The 17,445-nt window shown below is 52.7% G+C and carries 13 protein-coding genes, 1 tRNA gene and 1 pseudogene; 11 read left to right on the top strand and 4 right to left on the bottom strand.

Annotated features, from left to right (window positions below; translation table 11 throughout):
- Nucleotides 1-40 precede the first annotated feature (40 nt).
- The 3 genes from DESAC_RS04565 to DESAC_RS04555 all read left to right on the top strand — a co-directional run bounded on the left by DESAC_RS04565 (nucleotide 41) and on the right by DESAC_RS04555 (nucleotide 5,126).
- Nucleotides 41-892: a 4Fe-4S binding protein gene (locus DESAC_RS04565; protein ID WP_013705903.1), complete on the top strand. Its 852-nt coding sequence runs from the start codon at nucleotides 41-43 to the stop codon at nucleotides 890-892.
- Nucleotides 893-1,068: 176 nt separating this feature from the next.
- Complete coding sequence (locus DESAC_RS04560; protein WP_013705902.1) at nucleotides 1,069-3,411, top strand: hydrogenase iron-sulfur subunit; 2,343 nt, start codon at nucleotides 1,069-1,071, stop codon at nucleotides 3,409-3,411.
- Between the two features lie 95 nt (nucleotides 3,412-3,506).
- Nucleotides 3,507-5,126, top strand: coding sequence for a CoB--CoM heterodisulfide reductase iron-sulfur subunit A family protein (locus DESAC_RS04555; RefSeq protein ID WP_013705901.1), 1,620 nt, complete (start codon nucleotides 3,507-3,509; stop codon nucleotides 5,124-5,126).
- Between the two features lie 434 nt (nucleotides 5,127-5,560).
- On the opposite strand, the gene DESAC_RS15040 is transcribed toward DESAC_RS04555, so the two are convergent.
- On the bottom strand, nucleotides 5,561-6,004 hold the full coding sequence (locus DESAC_RS15040; protein WP_013705900.1) for a Spy/CpxP family protein refolding chaperone: 444 nt from the start codon (nucleotides 6,002-6,004) through the stop codon (nucleotides 5,561-5,563).
- 130 nt (nucleotides 6,005-6,134) lie between these two features.
- Entirely contained in the window at nucleotides 6,135-7,148 is a 1,014-nt protein-coding gene (gene amrS / locus DESAC_RS04545) for an AmmeMemoRadiSam system radical SAM enzyme (RefSeq protein ID WP_013705899.1), read from the bottom strand.
- 174 nt (nucleotides 7,149-7,322) lie between these two features.
- Between amrS and DESAC_RS04540 the strand changes: the two genes are divergently transcribed.
- The 4 genes from DESAC_RS04540 to DESAC_RS04520 all read left to right on the top strand — a co-directional run bounded on the left by DESAC_RS04540 (nucleotide 7,323) and on the right by DESAC_RS04520 (nucleotide 11,202).
- Nucleotides 7,323-7,856 (top strand): HPF/RaiA family ribosome-associated protein, encoded by a 534-nt coding sequence (locus DESAC_RS04540; protein WP_013705898.1) that lies wholly within the window; start codon nucleotides 7,323-7,325, stop codon nucleotides 7,854-7,856.
- 55 nt (nucleotides 7,857-7,911) lie between these two features.
- Nucleotides 7,912-8,580, top strand: coding sequence for a ferredoxin-like domain-containing protein (locus DESAC_RS04535; RefSeq protein WP_013705897.1), 669 nt, complete (start codon nucleotides 7,912-7,914; stop codon nucleotides 8,578-8,580).
- An 82-nt stretch (nucleotides 8,581-8,662) separates the two neighbouring features.
- A tRNA-His gene (locus tag DESAC_RS04530) sits at nucleotides 8,663-8,737 on the top strand.
- A 710-nt stretch (nucleotides 8,738-9,447) separates the two neighbouring features.
- Complete coding sequence (locus tag DESAC_RS04520) at nucleotides 9,448-11,202, top strand: IS1634 family transposase (protein WP_013705896.1); 1,755 nt, start codon at nucleotides 9,448-9,450, stop codon at nucleotides 11,200-11,202.
- 179 nt (nucleotides 11,203-11,381) lie between these two features.
- Here the strand turns inward: DESAC_RS04520 and DESAC_RS04515 are convergent, their stop codons facing one another.
- Nucleotides 11,382-12,632 carry a hypothetical protein gene (locus DESAC_RS04515; protein WP_148231180.1) on the bottom strand — a complete coding sequence of 417 codons (1,251 nt, stop codon included), beginning with the start codon at nucleotides 12,630-12,632 and terminating at the stop codon, nucleotides 11,382-11,384.
- A 264-nt stretch (nucleotides 12,633-12,896) separates the two neighbouring features.
- On the opposite strand from DESAC_RS04515, the gene DESAC_RS04510 reads away from it, so the two are divergent.
- From DESAC_RS04510 to DESAC_RS16575, 4 genes and pseudogenes are all read left to right on the top strand, one after another.
- Complete coding sequence (locus DESAC_RS04510) at nucleotides 12,897-14,465, top strand: type I restriction-modification system subunit M (protein ID WP_013705894.1); 1,569 nt, start codon at nucleotides 12,897-12,899, stop codon at nucleotides 14,463-14,465.
- A 104-nt stretch (nucleotides 14,466-14,569) separates the two neighbouring features.
- The gene (locus tag DESAC_RS04505) at nucleotides 14,570-15,733 is read left to right on the top strand and encodes a Fic family protein (protein ID WP_013705893.1); all 1,164 of its coding nucleotides are present in this window, start codon (nucleotides 14,570-14,572) and stop codon (nucleotides 15,731-15,733) included.
- A 65-nt stretch (nucleotides 15,734-15,798) separates the two neighbouring features.
- A pseudogene (locus DESAC_RS16945) lies at nucleotides 15,799-16,227 on the top strand (restriction endonuclease subunit S); the annotation flags it as partial.
- Nucleotides 16,227-16,883, top strand: coding sequence for a restriction endonuclease subunit S (locus DESAC_RS16575; RefSeq protein ID WP_148231179.1), 657 nt, complete (start codon nucleotides 16,227-16,229; stop codon nucleotides 16,881-16,883). The pseudogene DESAC_RS16945 and the gene DESAC_RS16575, both read left to right, overlap by 1 nt.
- On the opposite strand, the gene DESAC_RS16570 is transcribed toward DESAC_RS16575, so the two are convergent.
- A complete protein-coding gene (locus DESAC_RS16570) occupies nucleotides 16,861-17,427 on the bottom strand; it encodes an IS4 family transposase (protein ID WP_052301892.1) in 567 nt (188 codons plus the stop codon). The two genes, DESAC_RS16575 and DESAC_RS16570, sit on opposite strands and share 23 nt — an antisense overlap.
- Nucleotides 17,428-17,445: the final 18 nt, after the last annotated feature.

Below are 17,445 nucleotides of genomic sequence, written 5' to 3'. Positions count from 1 at the left end.
GGTAGTATCTGACCTGTATAAAGAGGAAATGTAGGACGGCATGCGTTATCCGATCAAAAAACGGGAGACCGGCCAAAGACTGGAACTCACCCTGTCCCTCTACGCGGAACAGGTCAGCCTGGTGGTGGATAAAACGCGCTGCCTCAAATGTGAGGTCTGCTCCACGGTCTGCCCTCGGCAGGCGGTGAGCATCATTTCCGGCGAAGTTGACCTGGATATCACCATCGACCCCCGGATCTGCGTACTCTGCGAGGTCTGCTCGCATTTCTGCCCTACCGGAGCAGTGACCCTGTTTTATAACGGTCAACCCAAGACAATACTGGCCGACCACCAGGGGATGGCAGATTTTTATCCCTCTATCACTATCGATACCGCTAAATGCCCGGAGCCCTGTCCGCCACTGCCGGAAGGCGAAGTCCATTGGTGCCGTCAGGAGCGCCGCCTGATTCCCAATACTTTAACCGATTGCCCCAAAAACTGCCGGGTCTGCCTGGACGCCTGTCCCCGTCAGGTCATACAGTTGGCCGAAGACCGCAGCCATGTCTTTCCCCAACCCGAGCTCTGTCTGCGCTGCAGCCAGTGCCTGCTGCTCTGCCGTACTCAGGCTATTGAAATCAGCCCGAAATTTATTGGCCGGGTAATCATCCGGGATGAACTCTGTCCGGTATCTTGCACCAAGTGTATCGATCTCTGTCCGGTCAAGGCTATTGTCCGGGAAGGGGAGCGGGTATATCTCCAGAATGAGACCTGCAGCCTTTGCGGGGTCTGCCGGAACATCTGTGATGAGGGCGCCATCACCATCATCCGCGAGGAAGTGGTGGCCCTGCCGGGGGAATTTTCCCATGTCTGGGACGAAGCGGTGGCCAGGTTGACAAGTGGCGGTGCCTTGTAAATCGAATGTGAGCGGAAGATGGGCGAACCTTTGATGAAAGAAGGTGGTGCAGGCTTTCCAGCCAACACGCTGGTGCACAGGCCAGGAGGCCTGCGCCACCAATCATTCTTTCGTATTTCGTTGTGTTCCTCAGAACATGCCAATTTATGCGTGCAAACTCGTGTTGTTGTAGTGCCATGACGGAACCCCTGCGACTCGGATGCTATATCTGCCACTGTGGCCTCAATATTGCCGGCGTAGTGCGCCCCGGTACCTTGGCGGCCCAGGTACAAAACCTGCCGGATGTAGCCGTCTGCCGACATCAACTATACAGTTGCTCCGAGGCGGGGCAACAGGAAATCCTGCAGGACATCGCCGAACGGAACCTTAACCGGATCGTTATCGCGGCCTGCTCTCCCAAGATGCACGAGATGACCTTCCGGCGGATGCTAGCCGGGGCCGGATTAAATCCCTATCTCCTCGAGATCGTCAACCTCAGGGAGCACTGTTCCTGGGTCCACTCCCGCGAGCCACAGCCGGCTGAAGCCAAAGCCCTCGAATTGATCCGCATGGGATTGGCCAAGGCACGTCTGGCTCAACCATTGTCTGATCGGCAAGTCCCCGTAACTCGCCAGGCCCTGGTGATCGGCGGCGGACCGGCCGGATTGCGGGCGGCCCTGGACATCGCCGAGTCCGGCCATAAAGTCGTCCTGGTGGAAAAAGCCCCAATTCTGGGCGGGTGGGCCAACCGCCTGCACCGCACTTTTCCTTACGGCCAGAAGGCCTTCACCCTCATCAATCCTCTCATGGCCGCAGCCAGTCTCCACCCTCAGATTGAAATCCTGGTCGGCAGTGAAGTAGCCGCCATGACCGGGCATTTGGGAAGTTATCAGCTTGAGATCACGCAAAAACCTCGAATGGTGGGCGCCACCTGCAATCTGTGTGGTCAATGCGCCGCCGTCTGTCCTGTCCAGATCAATGACCACGCGGCCATCTACCTGCCTTCGCCGCACGCCTTTCCGACCGGATATGTCATCGATTCGGAACAGTGCACCCGATGTGGAGCCTGCCTCGAAGTGTGCCCCCAGGAGGCCATCACTCTCGAGTCCGGTCCGACACTGTATACCTTCACCGTCGGCAGCCTCATCGTGGCCACCGGTTTTACCCCCTTTGATCCGGTTGGCAGCCGCTACGAGGTCTGGGCCAGTCTTCCCCAGGTGCTGACCTCGCTGCAACTGGAAGCACGTCTGGCAGCCATCGAGTCCGGCGCCGCGCCAGACAGCGGCATTTTCCCAGGTCCAGCACCTCGGGATATTGCCTTTATCCTGTGCGTCGGCTCCCGAGAAGAAGACGGCAACCGCTACTGCTCCCGCATCTGCTGCCCCACCGCCTTGAAACAGTCCCTGGAGCTCAAGAAAAGATTCCCTGAAGCCCGGATTCGCCTTTACTACCGGGACATCCGCACCATCCGGAGAGAATGGGAGGCATTATACACCCAGGCCCGGGAGGCGGGTGTCTTGTTTCTCCGGGGACCGGTACGGGAACTGGCGGCGTCGGGCGATAGGGTCGCTATTACAGCAGAAAATGAACTATTCCGGATCGAGACCGAAGACCTGGTAGACCTGGTCGTGCTGGCTGTAGGGATGATGCCGGGAGATGGCCAGCCTTTGCGGGACGTTTTGAAACTGCCGGTGGGCGAGGACGGTTTCTTTCTGGAAGCTCATCCCAAACTCAGGCCTCTGGATACCATCCTGGACGGCGTCTACCTGGCCGGAACCTGCCAGGGACCTAAAGATATCGCCGCTTCTATGGCCCAGGCCAGCGGCGCCGCCGCCAAGCTAGTGGGCCTCTTTAGTCGCGATACTATCACCCTCGACGGTATCGTCTGCGAAATTGACCCGGAAAAATGTACCGGCTGCAAGCGTTGTTTTCAGCAGTGCCCCTTTCAGGCAATTGAGCTTTATGACCGGGAGGGGGAGACCAAGGCCCGGGTTATTGTGGCGGCCTGCAAAGGCTGTGGGGTCTGCGCCGGCGCCTGTCCGGCGGAAGCGGTAACCGCCTACGGATTTACCGATGAGATGATCCTGGCCCAGATTGATGAAGCCCTGGCCGAATCCCCGGAGCAAAAAATCCTGGCTTTTGCCTGTAACTGGTGTTCTTATGCCGGAGCCGATTTCGCTGGCGTCTCCCGTCTGCAATACCCCGCCGCGGTGCGCCTGATCCGCACCATGTGCGCCGGCCGGGTGCACCCTAAGTTCGTGCAGCATGCCTTTGCCAAAGGCGCCGGTTTGGTTTTGGTTACCGGCTGTCACCCCCCCGGGGACTGTCACTACATCAGCGGCAACCTACGGGCCAAGACCAGAATGGAGCGCTTGCAGGCAAAACTGGAGGCCCAGGGCATTAATCCGGAGCGCTTGCAGCTAGCCTGGATTTCGGCTACCGAAGGCCGGGCCTTCCAACAGTTGATCATAGACATGACCCGGAAATTGGCTGAACTTGGTTCGAAGGCGGTGGAGGAACCGAAAACCCCTTCACCTTGACTCTCAAGGCCGTTGCATTAGGGGAGAAGCTCTCATCTATCTCAGTTCCGAGCTCTAGCTTGGGAACCAGGGGAAAAACCGGAAACTGCACACCTATGGCTGGCAAAAAGCTCCTGCTCTGTAACTGTCCTGATCTGAAGGTGGACCTACACGCGGTCGTCTCGGAGTTGGCGACCCAACAGGTCGAAGCGGTGGTGTTGGAGCCGTGCTGCACTCCCACCGGTCTGGCCAGGCTCCAGCAGATCTTAGAGGAGGCGCCTGAGCAGTATGTCCTGGCGGCCTGCGGCCCGGAGTTAAGCTCCCGATTTTTTAAGCTTTTGACCACCTTGCGGGCACCGGTGGTTGATCTGTGGGCCTGGCGGGACGTGGAGAGCGCCGCCGCTGAGTTGCTCCTGGCCCTGGAGGCCAAGACGTCTTTTCTTCCCCGACCGGCAGAGGTACATCGGTCGGTTCTGGTGGTCGGGGGAGGAGTGGGGGGATGTGAGGTAGCCCTAGATCTGGCCAAAGCCGGTTTGAAGGTTTATCTGCTGGACGAATCCCTGAGCATCGGCGGTAATATGGCGAAGCTGGACAAGACCTTCCCCACCCTGGACTGTTCCATCTGTATCCTGGGACCAAAACTGGTGGAAGTGGCGACCCATCCCAACATCGAGCTGCTCACCTACGCCGTACTCGAACAGATCGCGGGCGAACCGGGGAATTTTCACGTCAAGGTCACCCTCAAACCGCGCTACGTGGACATGACGAAATGTGTCGGCTGCGGCAGTTGCGCCGAGGTCTGCCCCGTTATCCTGCCCAGTCGATGGAACCTGGGGATGAAACCCCGCACCTGCATCCGGATTATCTTTGCCCAAGCCGTGCCTCTGCGAGCCACCATCGAGAAAGAATACTGTATCGACTGCCGGCAGTGCGCCAAGACCTGCGGCCGCCAGGCCATTAATCTGGACGACGTCCCCCGCACCCTGCATCTTCAGGTGGGGGCCATCGTCCTGGCAACCGGAGCCGCTCCTTTCGACCCGAGCCTGAAGAGCGAATACGGCTATGGCCGGTTGCCCCAGGTGCTTACCAACCTGGAGTTTGAAAGACTGGTCTGCGCCTCGGGGCCCACTTCGGGCAGCCTGGTAACCCATTCGGGCCAACCGGTGCGGAAACTGGCCTTTATCCAGTGCGTCGGGTCCCGGGACCGGCGGTTTCTGCCCTACTGTTCCGGCTACTGCTGCACCGCCTCGATTAAAGAGGCCATGCTGGCCCTGGAGCATGATCCGACGATCGAAGTAACAATTTTTTATAATGATATCCGCACTTCGGGGAAAGGCTGCGAAGAGCTCTACCTGCGGGCGCGTGCTGCCGGGGTACGCTTTGTCAAGGCCTTACCCGGCCGCATCTGCCCGGATGAAGGGGAACGACCGGTAATTGTTTACGAAGACCTGGAAACCGGGCGGCTGGGGTATCTCACCGTGGATCTGGCGGTGTTGGCGGTCGGTCTGGAGGGTCCCAAGACCCTGCCGCCTTTTTTGGATCAGGCCCCGAAACGGGATGAACAGGGTTTTTATATACCGAAACACCACATCATGCACCCGGTGGAGTCCAGTCGACCCGGCATCTTCCTGGCCGGGACCTGTTTGGGCCCCCAGGATATCACTGACACCGTCTGCCAGGCCAGCGGCGCTGCCGGACGGGTGCTGCGCCTGCTGGCAGAAATGCAGGCGAAATAATGCAGGGATAGGGAGAAAAGCGAGGTAATTGTCAATTTCTAAAAATTACTCACAAGCCATGATAATAAGTCATATTCAGGGGTTGCGGGTAATTTTGAAATAATGCGTAATACTTCAGCTATCTGAGAGAAGAAATCAAGGAGTGGTGGGCGGTGCCCACCCTGCATTTAAAAACCTCGATTTCTCGATAATTACCATTACCTGTGGGTTACCTGCGAATCATGCAAATTGGTGTCGGAGCTTTTTAGAAGACGGGATGCGCTCCGCTTTTCCGCCCTGCAACACTGCAACACCGGCAGTCTCAGCCGTAAGGGCAAATCTTGTATTCGCCCCACTTGTATTCCTCCCAAGCAACCGATGAAGAAAACAGCCAGAGCAGGATGACCCAAAGGCCGCTCCGGCTCTGGCTGGGCGGGGTGAGGGTTTACAGCAGACTACTTGCCACCTTGGGGAGGTTGGCCTGGGCCGGGCCCCATGCCGCGGCCCATCATAGGACAATTCTTCTTCATCTCGATCTTATGTGCTATAGCCTTTTCCCGGAATTGGTCGCGCAGGACGCTGATCTCCTTTTCTTTGGCCGCAATCTTGGCCTTGTCCGGTTCCTTGGCCCGCCACAGCTCTCCCAGCTCTGCCCGCTTGATCATCATCTGTTTGCGCAAGTCGACCGTATCATTCATAAATTTCTGATGTAGATCAAACACTTGGGCTGCCTGTTCGGGTGTCAGCCGGATGCCGTGCATTCCCCGTCCGTGGCCCATATCCATGTCGCAGCATCCGTCCATACCCCAATGGCCAGCCGTGGCGATGCCAGCTAAACCGAGGCTCAGGGCCAGGGTTAAGATCAAAGACAACCATCTTTTACGACAATGTATCGTCATTTCTGATTTCCTCCTGTGGGTGCGAAAAGCTTTTTTTCGCCTTTATGTCCTACTAAACCCCACAGGAGACAATAATCGGCGCCTGGGTGGGAAAAATTTTTTTCCCGTCTGCCTATAATCGCAAGGATGCCTAACTCCAGACGCCGTCGATACGCGCCCCGCATTGAGGACAGGCGCCATTTTTCAGGAGATTCTGGTTGATGGCATAACCGAAGCGGTCGATGACCATGGCGCCACAGGCGTAACAGAAGGTTTTCTCGCCATTTTCTCCTGGGATGTTGCCGGTATAGACATAACGCAGGCCCGCCTCCAAACCGATCTGCCGGGCGCGGCGCAGGGTTGCTACCGGCGTCCGGGGCCGATCAAGCATCTTATAGGTGGGATAGAAGGCGGAGACGTGCCAGGGAATATCTACCCCTACCCCCTTGATGAAATCAGCTATTTCTTTAAGCTCCTGGTCGGAGTCGTTCAGACCCGGGATGATCAGGGTGGTTACCTCCACCCAAACTCCGAGATGCTTCATACGCTCAATAGTATCCAGCACCGGCTGCAATCTGGCCTTGCATATCTTCCGATAAAACGAGTCCGAAAAACTTTTTAGATCGATATTGTCTGCGTCTATCACCTCGGCCATGGTCGTTGCGGACCGTTCGCTCATAAAGCCGTTGGAGACAAAGACATTGCGGATGCCCTCGCCCTTGGCTAACACGGCTGTATCATAAGCAAACTCCGCAAAAATCGTCGGTTCGGTATAGGTATAGGCAATGCTCAGGGAGCCGCTGCTCTTGGCTTCGGCTACGATCTGGGAAGGTGTCAGATCGTCTCCAGGAAATCCATTTTTTCTCAAACGCGGCCATTGAGAAATTTCATAATTCTGGCAGTGCTGACATTGCAGGTTGCATCCTACTGTAGCAATGGAGAAAGATCGACTTCCAGGCAGAAAATGAAATAAAGGTTTTTTTTCAATGGGGTCCACATTACGAGAGATAATTTTGCCGTACACCAAAGAATATAGGACGCCATCCCGGTTTTCCCGTACCATACAGATGCCTCGTTTTCCTGGGTCGATGACGCATCCATGGGCACACAGATAACACCTTACCTTGTTATCTTCTTCTACTTCATAGAACCTGGCCTGCTGCATGACTGCTCCTCCCTTTAGTGGTAAGATTATCCACTTATGATAAATTTACCATAAGACAACGGCGACGGAAAGCGCTCGATAACTCTTTTTCCGCCGAAATGAATGGTTATCGTCGACAAACTCTGAAAAATCTGTTAAAAAATCAACATCCTGATGATAGCAGGAGGTTAGCCTATGCTTCCGTTAAACATTTTTATTGAGGGTCAAAACATCGAAATCTTGCCGGAATGGAAAGAGAAAATCGAAGAAGAATTGACCCGCCTGCAAAAACGTTATAATGATCCCATCGTCAACGCCAGGGTAGAACTGATCGGGGGTGGACGCCACCGACAGGGCCAGTTCGAAATCCGCATCATTGCTGCGGTTCCGGGCAACACCCTGACCGTCACCCGTCAGGGGGAGCTGGTGTCGCCCCTTATCATTGAGGCGTTCGACGTCCTGGATCGCCGGCTGCAGGAAACTTCCGATACCCGGCAGCAGCGGGTCAAAACCCACCCGGAAAATACCGTCTTGGGTAAAATAGCGCGGATCTTTCCGGATGAGGACTTCGGTTTTATCGAAACCGCAGACGGCGAGGAAGTTTATTTTCATGCCCATGCGCTAAAAAAAGGCAATTTTGACAAACTCCAGGTAGGCCACAAAGTCAAGCTGGCCTTGGAGGAGGGTCTCAAGGGTCCGCAGGCGGTCTGGGTGCGGTTGCAGGATTAGGCAGTACAGAGCTATTACCCTATCCCGAGGTGATTCATGAACAAGGAGGAGTTCCATGGCTGAAGACATCCTGAAAAAAGGGGCTATTTTACAGCGAGACAAGACCTCGTTCGCCATCGCCCCCCATATACCGGGGGGAATTATCACCGACTTTAATCAGTTACGCCGATTGGCGGATGTCGCCGAAAAATACGGTGTCAAGGCTATCAAATTAACTTCGGCGCAGCGTATGGCTCTGGTGGGGCTCCAAGAAGCAGACTTGGACCAGGTCTGGCAAGAATTAGGGATGCCTCCCGGTGCTGCTATCGGCCTGTGCGTCCGTTCGGTGAAGATCTGTCCCGGTACCACTTTCTGTCGCATTGCCTTGCAGGACGCCGTCAAGGTGGGACTGGCATTAGACAGCAAATATCATGGGTTCGAACTGCCGTATAAATTTAAGATGGGAGTCTCCGGTTGTCCCAACTCCTGCGCCGAGAGCACCATTAAAGATGTCGGCCTGGTAGGTTTTAAAAACGGTTGGCGGGTCTATGCCGGCGGTTTTGTCTCCGGCATCAAGCCCCGACTGGCCGATGTTATCGCCGACGCCCTGGACGACCAACAGGCTCTGCAACTCGTTGACCAGGTCATCGAATGGTATGCCCAGGCCGGGAAGAAAAAGCGCCTCGGCAAAATTATCGACGAAGTCGGCTTGGACCGATTTAAGCAAGACCTTGGTCTGTCATAGAGGAGGCAGCTTTCCCTCCTGCCAATTTTCGGTCAGGAGCTTGTCATCTCTGCCATACTGTGATACATTTTAAATTTAGATGGTGGGCGTAGCTCAGTGGCAGAGCACCGGGTTGTGGCCCCGGTGGCCGCGGGTTCAAATCCCGTCGCTCACCCCAAGGATTTTAAAGGGTTGGCTGATTATGGCCAGCCCTTTGTTTTTTGTTTCCAACCGCATTTCCAACCTGTCATGGCAAAAAAAGTTTTTTTCAGCATCTCAGGCCACCCTGATCATGTGTGTGTTGGAGAGTTCTGGTAGGACGGACCGAGAAGCTATCTCCTTTCGACTGCCTATGTTCTGGTGAACCTTGCTTGCTGTAATAAGCGCGGCAGTCCGCCCCTGACGCCATTCCTCTTGGGCGCTGATATTTCGTACTGTAGCTTTTTTATCCATAAAACCAGTCGTCGAAGGGACCAGTTCCTTTGTCACAGACTCTTCCCTATCTCGTGCTATCTCAGCGGGTAAATGGACTACCCTGGACTTGCCGCCTACCGCCTACCGTCCTTGGGGGAGAGGGAAGGGAGCCAGGCGGGCCGCCTGCTTGCCTCCGCCTACCCACCCTGCTATTACCCGAAACCGCCAACCCGGAGACTGGGACTCCTATCCCCCCCTCTATCAATACCTGGCACGGAAATTTTTTGGAAAATCGGTTTTATCCACTGGAGTATCCGGAGATTATCAGTAAAACGCAAAATTCCAGGTTGCCCCTGAACAAATTCAATCGGTTAGATACGAAAAATCACCACCCTGTAGTGTCGGCATATAATATTATATATATATAATATCTTTATATATTGACAAACTAAGCTACCATGCTATAGTGGCGTCATGTACTTGCGGACGACCACTCGAAAACGGGGCGATAAGATTTATCAGTCCCTCCACATCGTCGAATCTTACCGGACTAAAGAGGGCAAAGTTCGGCAGCGGATTCTGGTTAACTTCGGCTCGGCTTCGCAATACTCCTCTGAACAAATCCAAGAAATTATCGCAGGATTGAAAATATTCTTTAAACTCGAAGAAGCAAAGCCGCAAGAGAGCATCCCTCCTACGGGTAGCCTGGATTTCGGCTCTATTTATACCATCTTCCGCCTCTGGGAGGAGATGGACTGGACCCAGGTTTTCAAAAAATTCCTCCAGGGTAGGCAGTTCGAGTTCGATGTCATTGCCAACCTCAAAGTTATGGTAGCCAAGCGTCTCTTAGATCCCATGGCCAAACTCCACCTCTTGGATTGGCTCGAGGGGGTGCACCTTCCCGGTATCGACCGGCAGCAGGTTGATTATAATCACTTGTTACGCTCTTTGGACTTTCTCATTGAACACAAAGCAGAATTGGAGCCCAAACTGGCCTGGCCGATCCTGACCCTCTTCGACGCACCCCTGGACTTGGTTTTTTACGACCTGACCTCGTGCTATTGTGAGATTGAGCGAGCGGATAAGGTCCGAAATCCCTCCTCCCAATCGGATAAACCGACGTTGCAAAATTACGGCTATGATCGGGACCATTCCGGTTGCCCTCAGGTAGTGCTGGGACTGGTCATGACCAAAGATGGTATTCCTCTCTGTCATCAGGTGTTTCCTGGAGAAACCACTGATAAAGCGATCTTCCGGAAAGTTATTCTCGATGTCAAAGCCCGCTTCCCGGTGCAACGCTGCGTCGTGGTCAGTGATCGGGGACTGCTCAGCCAAGACAACCTGGCGGTCCTGGGCGAAGCTCAGCTGGATTATATCGTCGCCCGGCCTTTGAGGCATAATCTCATCTCCCGGCAGGCCATCCAGGCCACGGCTCAGGATGTTCAGGCACAAATCAAACGGTGGAAGAGTGATGGCACCCCCCTGGAGGAGCAAGAATGTTTCCGGGAAGTCACCCTTGACGGCCGCCGCTTTGTCGTGGCCTATAAGGCCGAAATTGCCCGGCAGACCAAAAAAACCCGACAGCGGAAACTGGCCGTAGCCACGGAGTATATCCGGGGTCGCTTGGCTCGCTTGCAGAACCAGGAAACCGGCTTGCACATGCCGGGGAAGACTCTCACTCATCCGGAAACCCTGGTTCATCTCCACGACTATCTGAAAAAACGGCAACTGAGCCGCTATTATCAACTCAGGCTTGACCAACAGGGCCGGGTGGCCTGTGATCCGGATGAGGAAAATCGCCGCTGGGAACTGCTCATCGACGGCAAACTCCTCTTGGAAACCACCAACAAAACGCTGTCACCAGCAGAGGTCGTCCACCAATACAAAGAACTTCAGGATATCGAACGGTGTTTCCGCACCCTGAAAAGCTCCTTGGATATCCGCCCGGTGTACCATTGGGTGGACCGCCGCATCCGGGCTCATATATTCCTCTGCATCATGGCTTTGCAACTGCACCGCCTCATGCGGAGTCGTTTGCTTGAAGCCAAAATATTTACTTCGCCGGAAAGGGCGTTAGAAAAACTCGCTTTACAAAGGACGGTGCAGGCTGAAATTGATGGGAAAAATTTCGAAGGCCTTATTCCACCCACACCGGAACAACTTGATCTCTTTAAAGCCCTAGGAGTGCCCACGCCTCATCACCAAAATCTTCAAGACCCAATGATGTAGTGATGACAAAAAAACTCAATGGACTGATATTACTATAATTTATAGTCTTGACTGATAATCTCCGGGAGTATACGGATTTGGAGCAAGAAAAAAGCAAACCTGAACATTGCGTATGAAACTACGCCTGTATCGTCGCATTCAATAAGTCTTGATATTATTCTGCTTGATATTGATAGCAATTAACCTTTGGTCATCACCATCCAAATTAAAGCGGCACCCAATGAACTAATAACACCCAGAACGATAGTTGACAAACCCAATCTCAACTGCCGATGTAGAGGTTGGGGCAAACCAGAAAACTCAATTACAGGTAACAACCAGCGAACTGTGTTAAAAGCAATGCGGAAAACTGATAAGGAAAATAAAAATGTAAAGATAAATCCTGCCAGTTTTTTCAATACAATTCCATTTATTAATTCACCTATGAGGCTTGCTGCAGCAAGTGCTGCGGGAAGGCCTATAATAATAAGCAAAATATCATAGGTATAACGGGAATGGAGCCACGAACTCTTGACCCGCCCATGCCTAAGTGTTGCTTTCATCTTGTCGTATATACCTGACACCCATATGGAATCATTGCCAGCTACCTGAATGATACTGTCATTTTGAGTTTGCAATATCGATGGGTTTGGAAAATCAAAAATGGGGGGCTTGGTAAAATCTAATCGAACCGTTGCCCGGTTTGGTGCGACCATGTTGCGTTTCCATGAATAAAAATTGCCAATGTTAAATTCGACGGAAGCCAATGGCTTGGGAAGACGGCCCTCATCGAGAATCGCCGGATCGATCGACATTATCTGCTCCCCATAAAGACCTTTTGCAACAATCGTCACGGAATAGAGAGCCCTGATATTTGGGTAATCGAGTCCTTGAGAGGGCACTTTGGCCGCTGACGGCGCAGTTGATAGTTGCGCTTGTTGGGCTAATTCAAGGCGGGCAGCTTCATCGCTACCGCTACTAAGCTCACGATGGATTCTTCGCAGGATGTCAATATCCACCACACATGATTGAACATGAGTTTGCTTTTCAAAGAAGGCCACCATGGCAGGAGCGTCGGAGATTTTGGCACTTACGATCTGACCTGCCGGGATTTCTTGCTTGAAAGCCAGAAAGGTCCCGGCTGTGCCCTGTTCCGTTGACCAACTTCCTGTCATGCTCCCATCAGGCTGGATTGTTCCTGTCATTTTTCCCGGAGAAACCCGGGCTAATTCAGGAAATCCTCGTGGCTTTACTTCAAAATCCAGTTGATTTTCATATACTTGACCAACGCAGTCATAAATAAAAAGGCCGTTGTTAAAATCTGTTAGGTGAACCAATCCAGAAAGTTGGCCGTCCCGTTCCTCTAAATTTAATATAAAACTGCCAACATTGGTTCCCGATATGGTTCCCACCCAAGTTCCTGAAAGGAAGTTCATTTTCAAAGCTCCCATAAAAATATAACTTCATAAGACTGCTAATGATTCTTGTTATTCACATTGCCCTAACGATGTTTAGTTGCCAAGGGGAGATTGAAGCAAAGGTAAGCCAATAATATTTCATGATATAATCAATAAGATGCTTTTTCATTTATCTTTGCCCTGCATCTGTTATAAGATTGGATTAAAACCCGGCAAAACAGCAATGAGAACCAATGGGCGCTGGTTTCCCGAGACAGCGCCGTCGGCGCCTTTATAACAACACAGAGGTAACACGCTTTGGCCAACAAATTGGATGCCCCGGCCCTGGAGTCCTGGCTGTGGGAGGCGGCCTGTCAGATTCGGGGGCCGTTGGACGCCCCTAAGTTCAAGGACTATATCCTGCCGTTCATCTTTTTGAAGCGGCTCTCTGATGTCTTTGACGACGAAGTTGAGCATCTGGCTCATGATTTTGGCGACCGTAAGATTGCCGCCACTCTGGTGGACCAGGACCATAAGCTGGTGCGCTTTTACATGCCCAAGGCAGCCCGTTGGCCCCATATCGCCACCATCACAACCGGTTTGGGACAGGCTCTTACCGATGCGGTGCGGGCTGTGGCCCGGGAAAATCCCAAGCTATCAGGCGTGATCGATATTACTGACTTCAATGCCACTGCCGCTGGGCAGCGTATCGTCGATGACAGCCGCTTGGCGGCCCTGGTGCAGGTGCTCAATAATCCTAACTATCGCCTGGGGCTGGAGGATGTGGAGCCCGACATCCTGGGCCGGGCCTATGAATACCTGCTGCGGAAATTCGCTGAGGGTCAAGGCCAGAGCGCCGGGGAATTTTATACGCCCCTGGAGGTGGGCATCGTCATGGCCCGCATCCTGGAACCGCAGCCGGGCATGACCGTTTGTGACCCCTGTTGCGGTTCCGGGGGCCTGCTCATCAAGTGTCACCTGCGGCTTTTGGAGACCAAAGGTGAGAAGCACAACGGGCGGCTCAAACTCCCACCCGCCATCGCCCCTCTGCAGCTTTATGGCCAGGAAATCAACTCTGTAACTTTTGCCATGGCCCGCATGAACGCCTTTATCCATGATATGGAGGCCGACATCGCCCTGGGCGACACCATGCACCGCCCGGCTTTTACCGAGGGCGACGGGCGGCTGCGGCACTTCGCCCTGGTGACCGCCAATCCCATGTGGAACCAGAAGTTCGGTGCCGCCACCTATGAGAACGACACCTATGAACGGTTCGGGCGTGGGGTGCCACCCTCTTCCAGCGCCGACTGGGGCTGGGTGCAGCACATGACGGCGATCCTGTCGGACTCGGGCCGGATGGCCGTGGTCTTGGATACCGGGGCCGTGAGCCGGGGCAGTGGCAACACCGGCTCCAACAAAGAGCGGGACATCAGGAAGAAGTTCGTGGAAGAGGATCGCATAGAGGCGGTGCTGCTCCTACCTGAGAATTTGTTCTACAACACCACGGCGCCGGGCATTGTCATGGTTCTCAACTGCCGCAAGCGCCATCCCGGCGAAATTTTGTTGATCAATGCCAGCAAGCTCTTTGCCAAGGGCCGACCTAAGAACTATCTGGAAGAGGCCCACCTGGAGCAGATCGCCCAGGTATATCAAGATTGGCAAGCCAAAGAGAGCCTTGCTACCGTTATCACCAAAGCTGAAGCAGCCCGGAACGATTATAACCTCTCCCCCAGCCGGTATGTCTCCACCGGCGTCGAGAGCGAAGTGCTCCCCCTGGATGAGGCCGTGGTGTTATTGGCCGAGGCCGAAGAAGAGCGGGCCGAGGCCGACCGGCAGTTGGACGAGATTTTGAAAAAGCTCGGGTTTATAGGCTGGCGGAGTGGCTAAGATCACTCTTTATTGTTGTAAAGAGCAATAAAGAAATTTATATTGTCGATTAGTGGGCTTTTTCGATAATAAAATTATTTCAATTATCGGAAACGATAATACAGATGCCAAAACAGACACAACGCACCGGTCAATATATTCTGCAATCGGGAGGCTACCGTGCCTTTATTCCCAAAGGTTTGCCCCCCCAGCCGCCTATTCGCATTGATCCTGATTTATGGGCGATCTTATCTAAAGCTGACCGGGCCTTGGGGAGGTTGGACGGGGCCACAGAAACCTTACCGAATCCGGAACTCTTTGTCGCCATGTATGTCCGTAAAGAGGCGGTGCTATCCAGTCAGATAGAAGGGACACAGGCATCGTTACTGGACGTCCTGGAATTTGAATTTCAGGCTTTGGAGCCGGACCACCCTCAAGATGTGGCCGAAGTCGTGAATTATATTGCCGCTATGAATTTCGGTCTGGAAAGATTGCAGGAGTTGCCTTTATCCCTTCGTCTGATCAGGGAGATTCATGCGAAGCTTTTGGAAGGTGTAAGAGGTGGTGAAAGAAATCCGGGAGAATTTCGGCGCAGCCAAAACTGGATTGGCATACCAGGGTTAAATGGCCTGACTACAGCCAGCTTTGTGCCGCCCCCGGTCCAGGAGATGCAAGAGGCTTTGCATAACCTGGAAAACTTTTTCTATGATTCCACGCCGATGCCCATGCTTGTCAAGGTTGGACTCATCCACGCCCAGTTCGAAACCATCCATCCTTTCATCGACGGCAACGGCAGGATGGGACGTTTGCTGATCACCTTCCTGCTCTGTAAGGAGGGGGTCTTAAAACGCCCGCTGCTCTATTTGTCCTATTACTTTAAACGACATCGGGGCGCTTATTATGAGAGATTGCAAGCCACCCGTGATAAGGGGGACTTAGAAGGCTGGCTGAAGTTTTTTCTCCAAGGGGTCTACGAAGTGGCCCAGGAGGCCACGGAAACTGCCCGTAAAATCGTCAATCTGCGGGAAGACCACCGAAATCTCGTCACCCACTCTCTGGGACGCAGTGCCGCTAAGGCCCTGGCTTTGCTGGAGGCCTTGTATTACCAACCCGTCATTTCGGTGCAAGCTGCCATGGCTACTACCGCATTAACTTACGGCAATGCCAACCGGGTGGTGAATCAGTTGGTAAAATTGGGGCTCATGGAAGAAACGACCGGCCAGAAGCGGCATCGCCGGTTTATTTACACCCCCTACTTATCCCTGTTCAAAGATGCTGATCAAGAATAGCTGGAAAACGCCGGACCCCCCGGAAGAGGCTGATAAGGAGCGGGCTGAGGCTGATCGGCAATTAGATGAGGTGTTGGTCAAGCTCGGATTTGTGGCGTGGCGTAGTGGTTGAGGAACTTAAAAATTATTCTCAATTGCCAAAAGAATGGCAACTGGTCAAATTAGGAGATTTGGCCACAAGAATGTTTGGAGGCGGAACCCCATCAACTAAAAAACCTGAGTTCTGGGATGGGGATCAACCATGGACTACTTCTGCAGTTATTCAAAAAGACGACATTTACCTTGACCGCTATCAGCGATGTATTACCGAGGAAGGACTTGTCAATTCTTCTTCAAACATGGTGCCTAAAGGCGGTATTTTAATCGGAACAAGGGTTGGCGTTGGCAAAGCTGTCGTAGCAACTTTTGATATAGCCATTAGCCAGGACTTAACAGGTTTTATACCAGTTTCCGACGTTGAGCCAGGGTTCCTTGTTCTAAGTTTAAAACAGCAATCCATCCAAAATGGTTTGAAGATAATAAGCGTGGGGCTACCATTAAAGGGGTGCCACGAACTGATGTTGCCAACCTGGATATTCCGCTCCCCCCCCTCCCCGAACAACAAGCCATTGCCCACGTCCTGCGCACCGTGCAGCGGGCAAAGGAGGCCACCGAAAAGGTTATCGCCGCCGCCCGGCAGCTCAAGCAAAGCCTCATGCGGCACCTGTTCACTTACGGCCCCGTGTCCTTCCACGAAGTCAAAAAGGCGAAGTTGCAGGAGACGGAGATCGGATTAATGCCAAAAGAATGGAAAGTTACTAACTTAGGGAGTCTGACTGAAATTAAAATGGGTAGTTCTCCAAATAGCTCTACTTATAACACTATTGGAAATGGTGTCCCTTTAGTAAATGGTCCTGCCGAATATGGAAAAATATATCCAATTATTGTTAAGTGGACAACCTCACCTACTCGGTTATGTAAACCCGGTGATATTATTGTGTGTGTTCGTGGAAATACCACTGGCCGTTTGAATCTTGCTGACCGAGAACTTTGCATTGGACGAGGAGTTGCAGCAATTTCAGCTTTACAAGAAAAAAGTGATAGCTTTTTTATTTGGTATCTACTTGAAAAAATATCTCCAAAAATCATTAGTGTCCGGCACAATAATTGAGTAAGTCCATCTGGTTATTTATGGAGGTAGGTGGACGTTTTTTTGGACAAATGGTTTCCCAAAGTGAACGTCGTTCCATCAATGTGGCTTGAATGAGTCGAGACAATTCTAAGATGCCGATATTTATGGTGCTTTTGATTTTTAACCAGATGAGCAGCAAATAGGCTATTAAAGCAGTCCAGATTTGAATTAAGACGGCATTTCGGAAAGTGCCATAAAAGGTTTTGATTTTCAGATTCTGTTTGACCCACTTGAAAAAAAGCTCTATCTGCCAACGTTGCCGGTAAAGATCTGCGATGGCGAGGGCAGACAGGTCAAAGCGATTGGTTAAAAAGACATATTCTTTGCCAGTTTCAGGGTCTCGGTAGTGCACCCGGCGCAGGGTGCCTTGATAGCTATGAAGACCATGCTCGGAGTTCAAACGGATGATTTGGTCAGTTAGAACCCTGTCAGGAGCGGGATTTTTCAACGTTTCGATGACCTCGAAGCAGGCATTGGATTTCAGGGGTATGGTTACCCCTAAAGTCAAGACAAAAAATTTCAAAATTAAGCTTTTTCCAAC

Origin of the sequence: Desulfobacca acetoxidans DSM 11109 (assembly GCF_000195295.1) — a bacterium.
GTDB classification, from domain to species: Bacteria; Desulfobacterota; Desulfobaccia; order Desulfobaccales; family Desulfobaccaceae; genus Desulfobacca; species Desulfobacca acetoxidans.
This window is presented reverse-complemented; position numbering and strand designations above follow the sequence as displayed.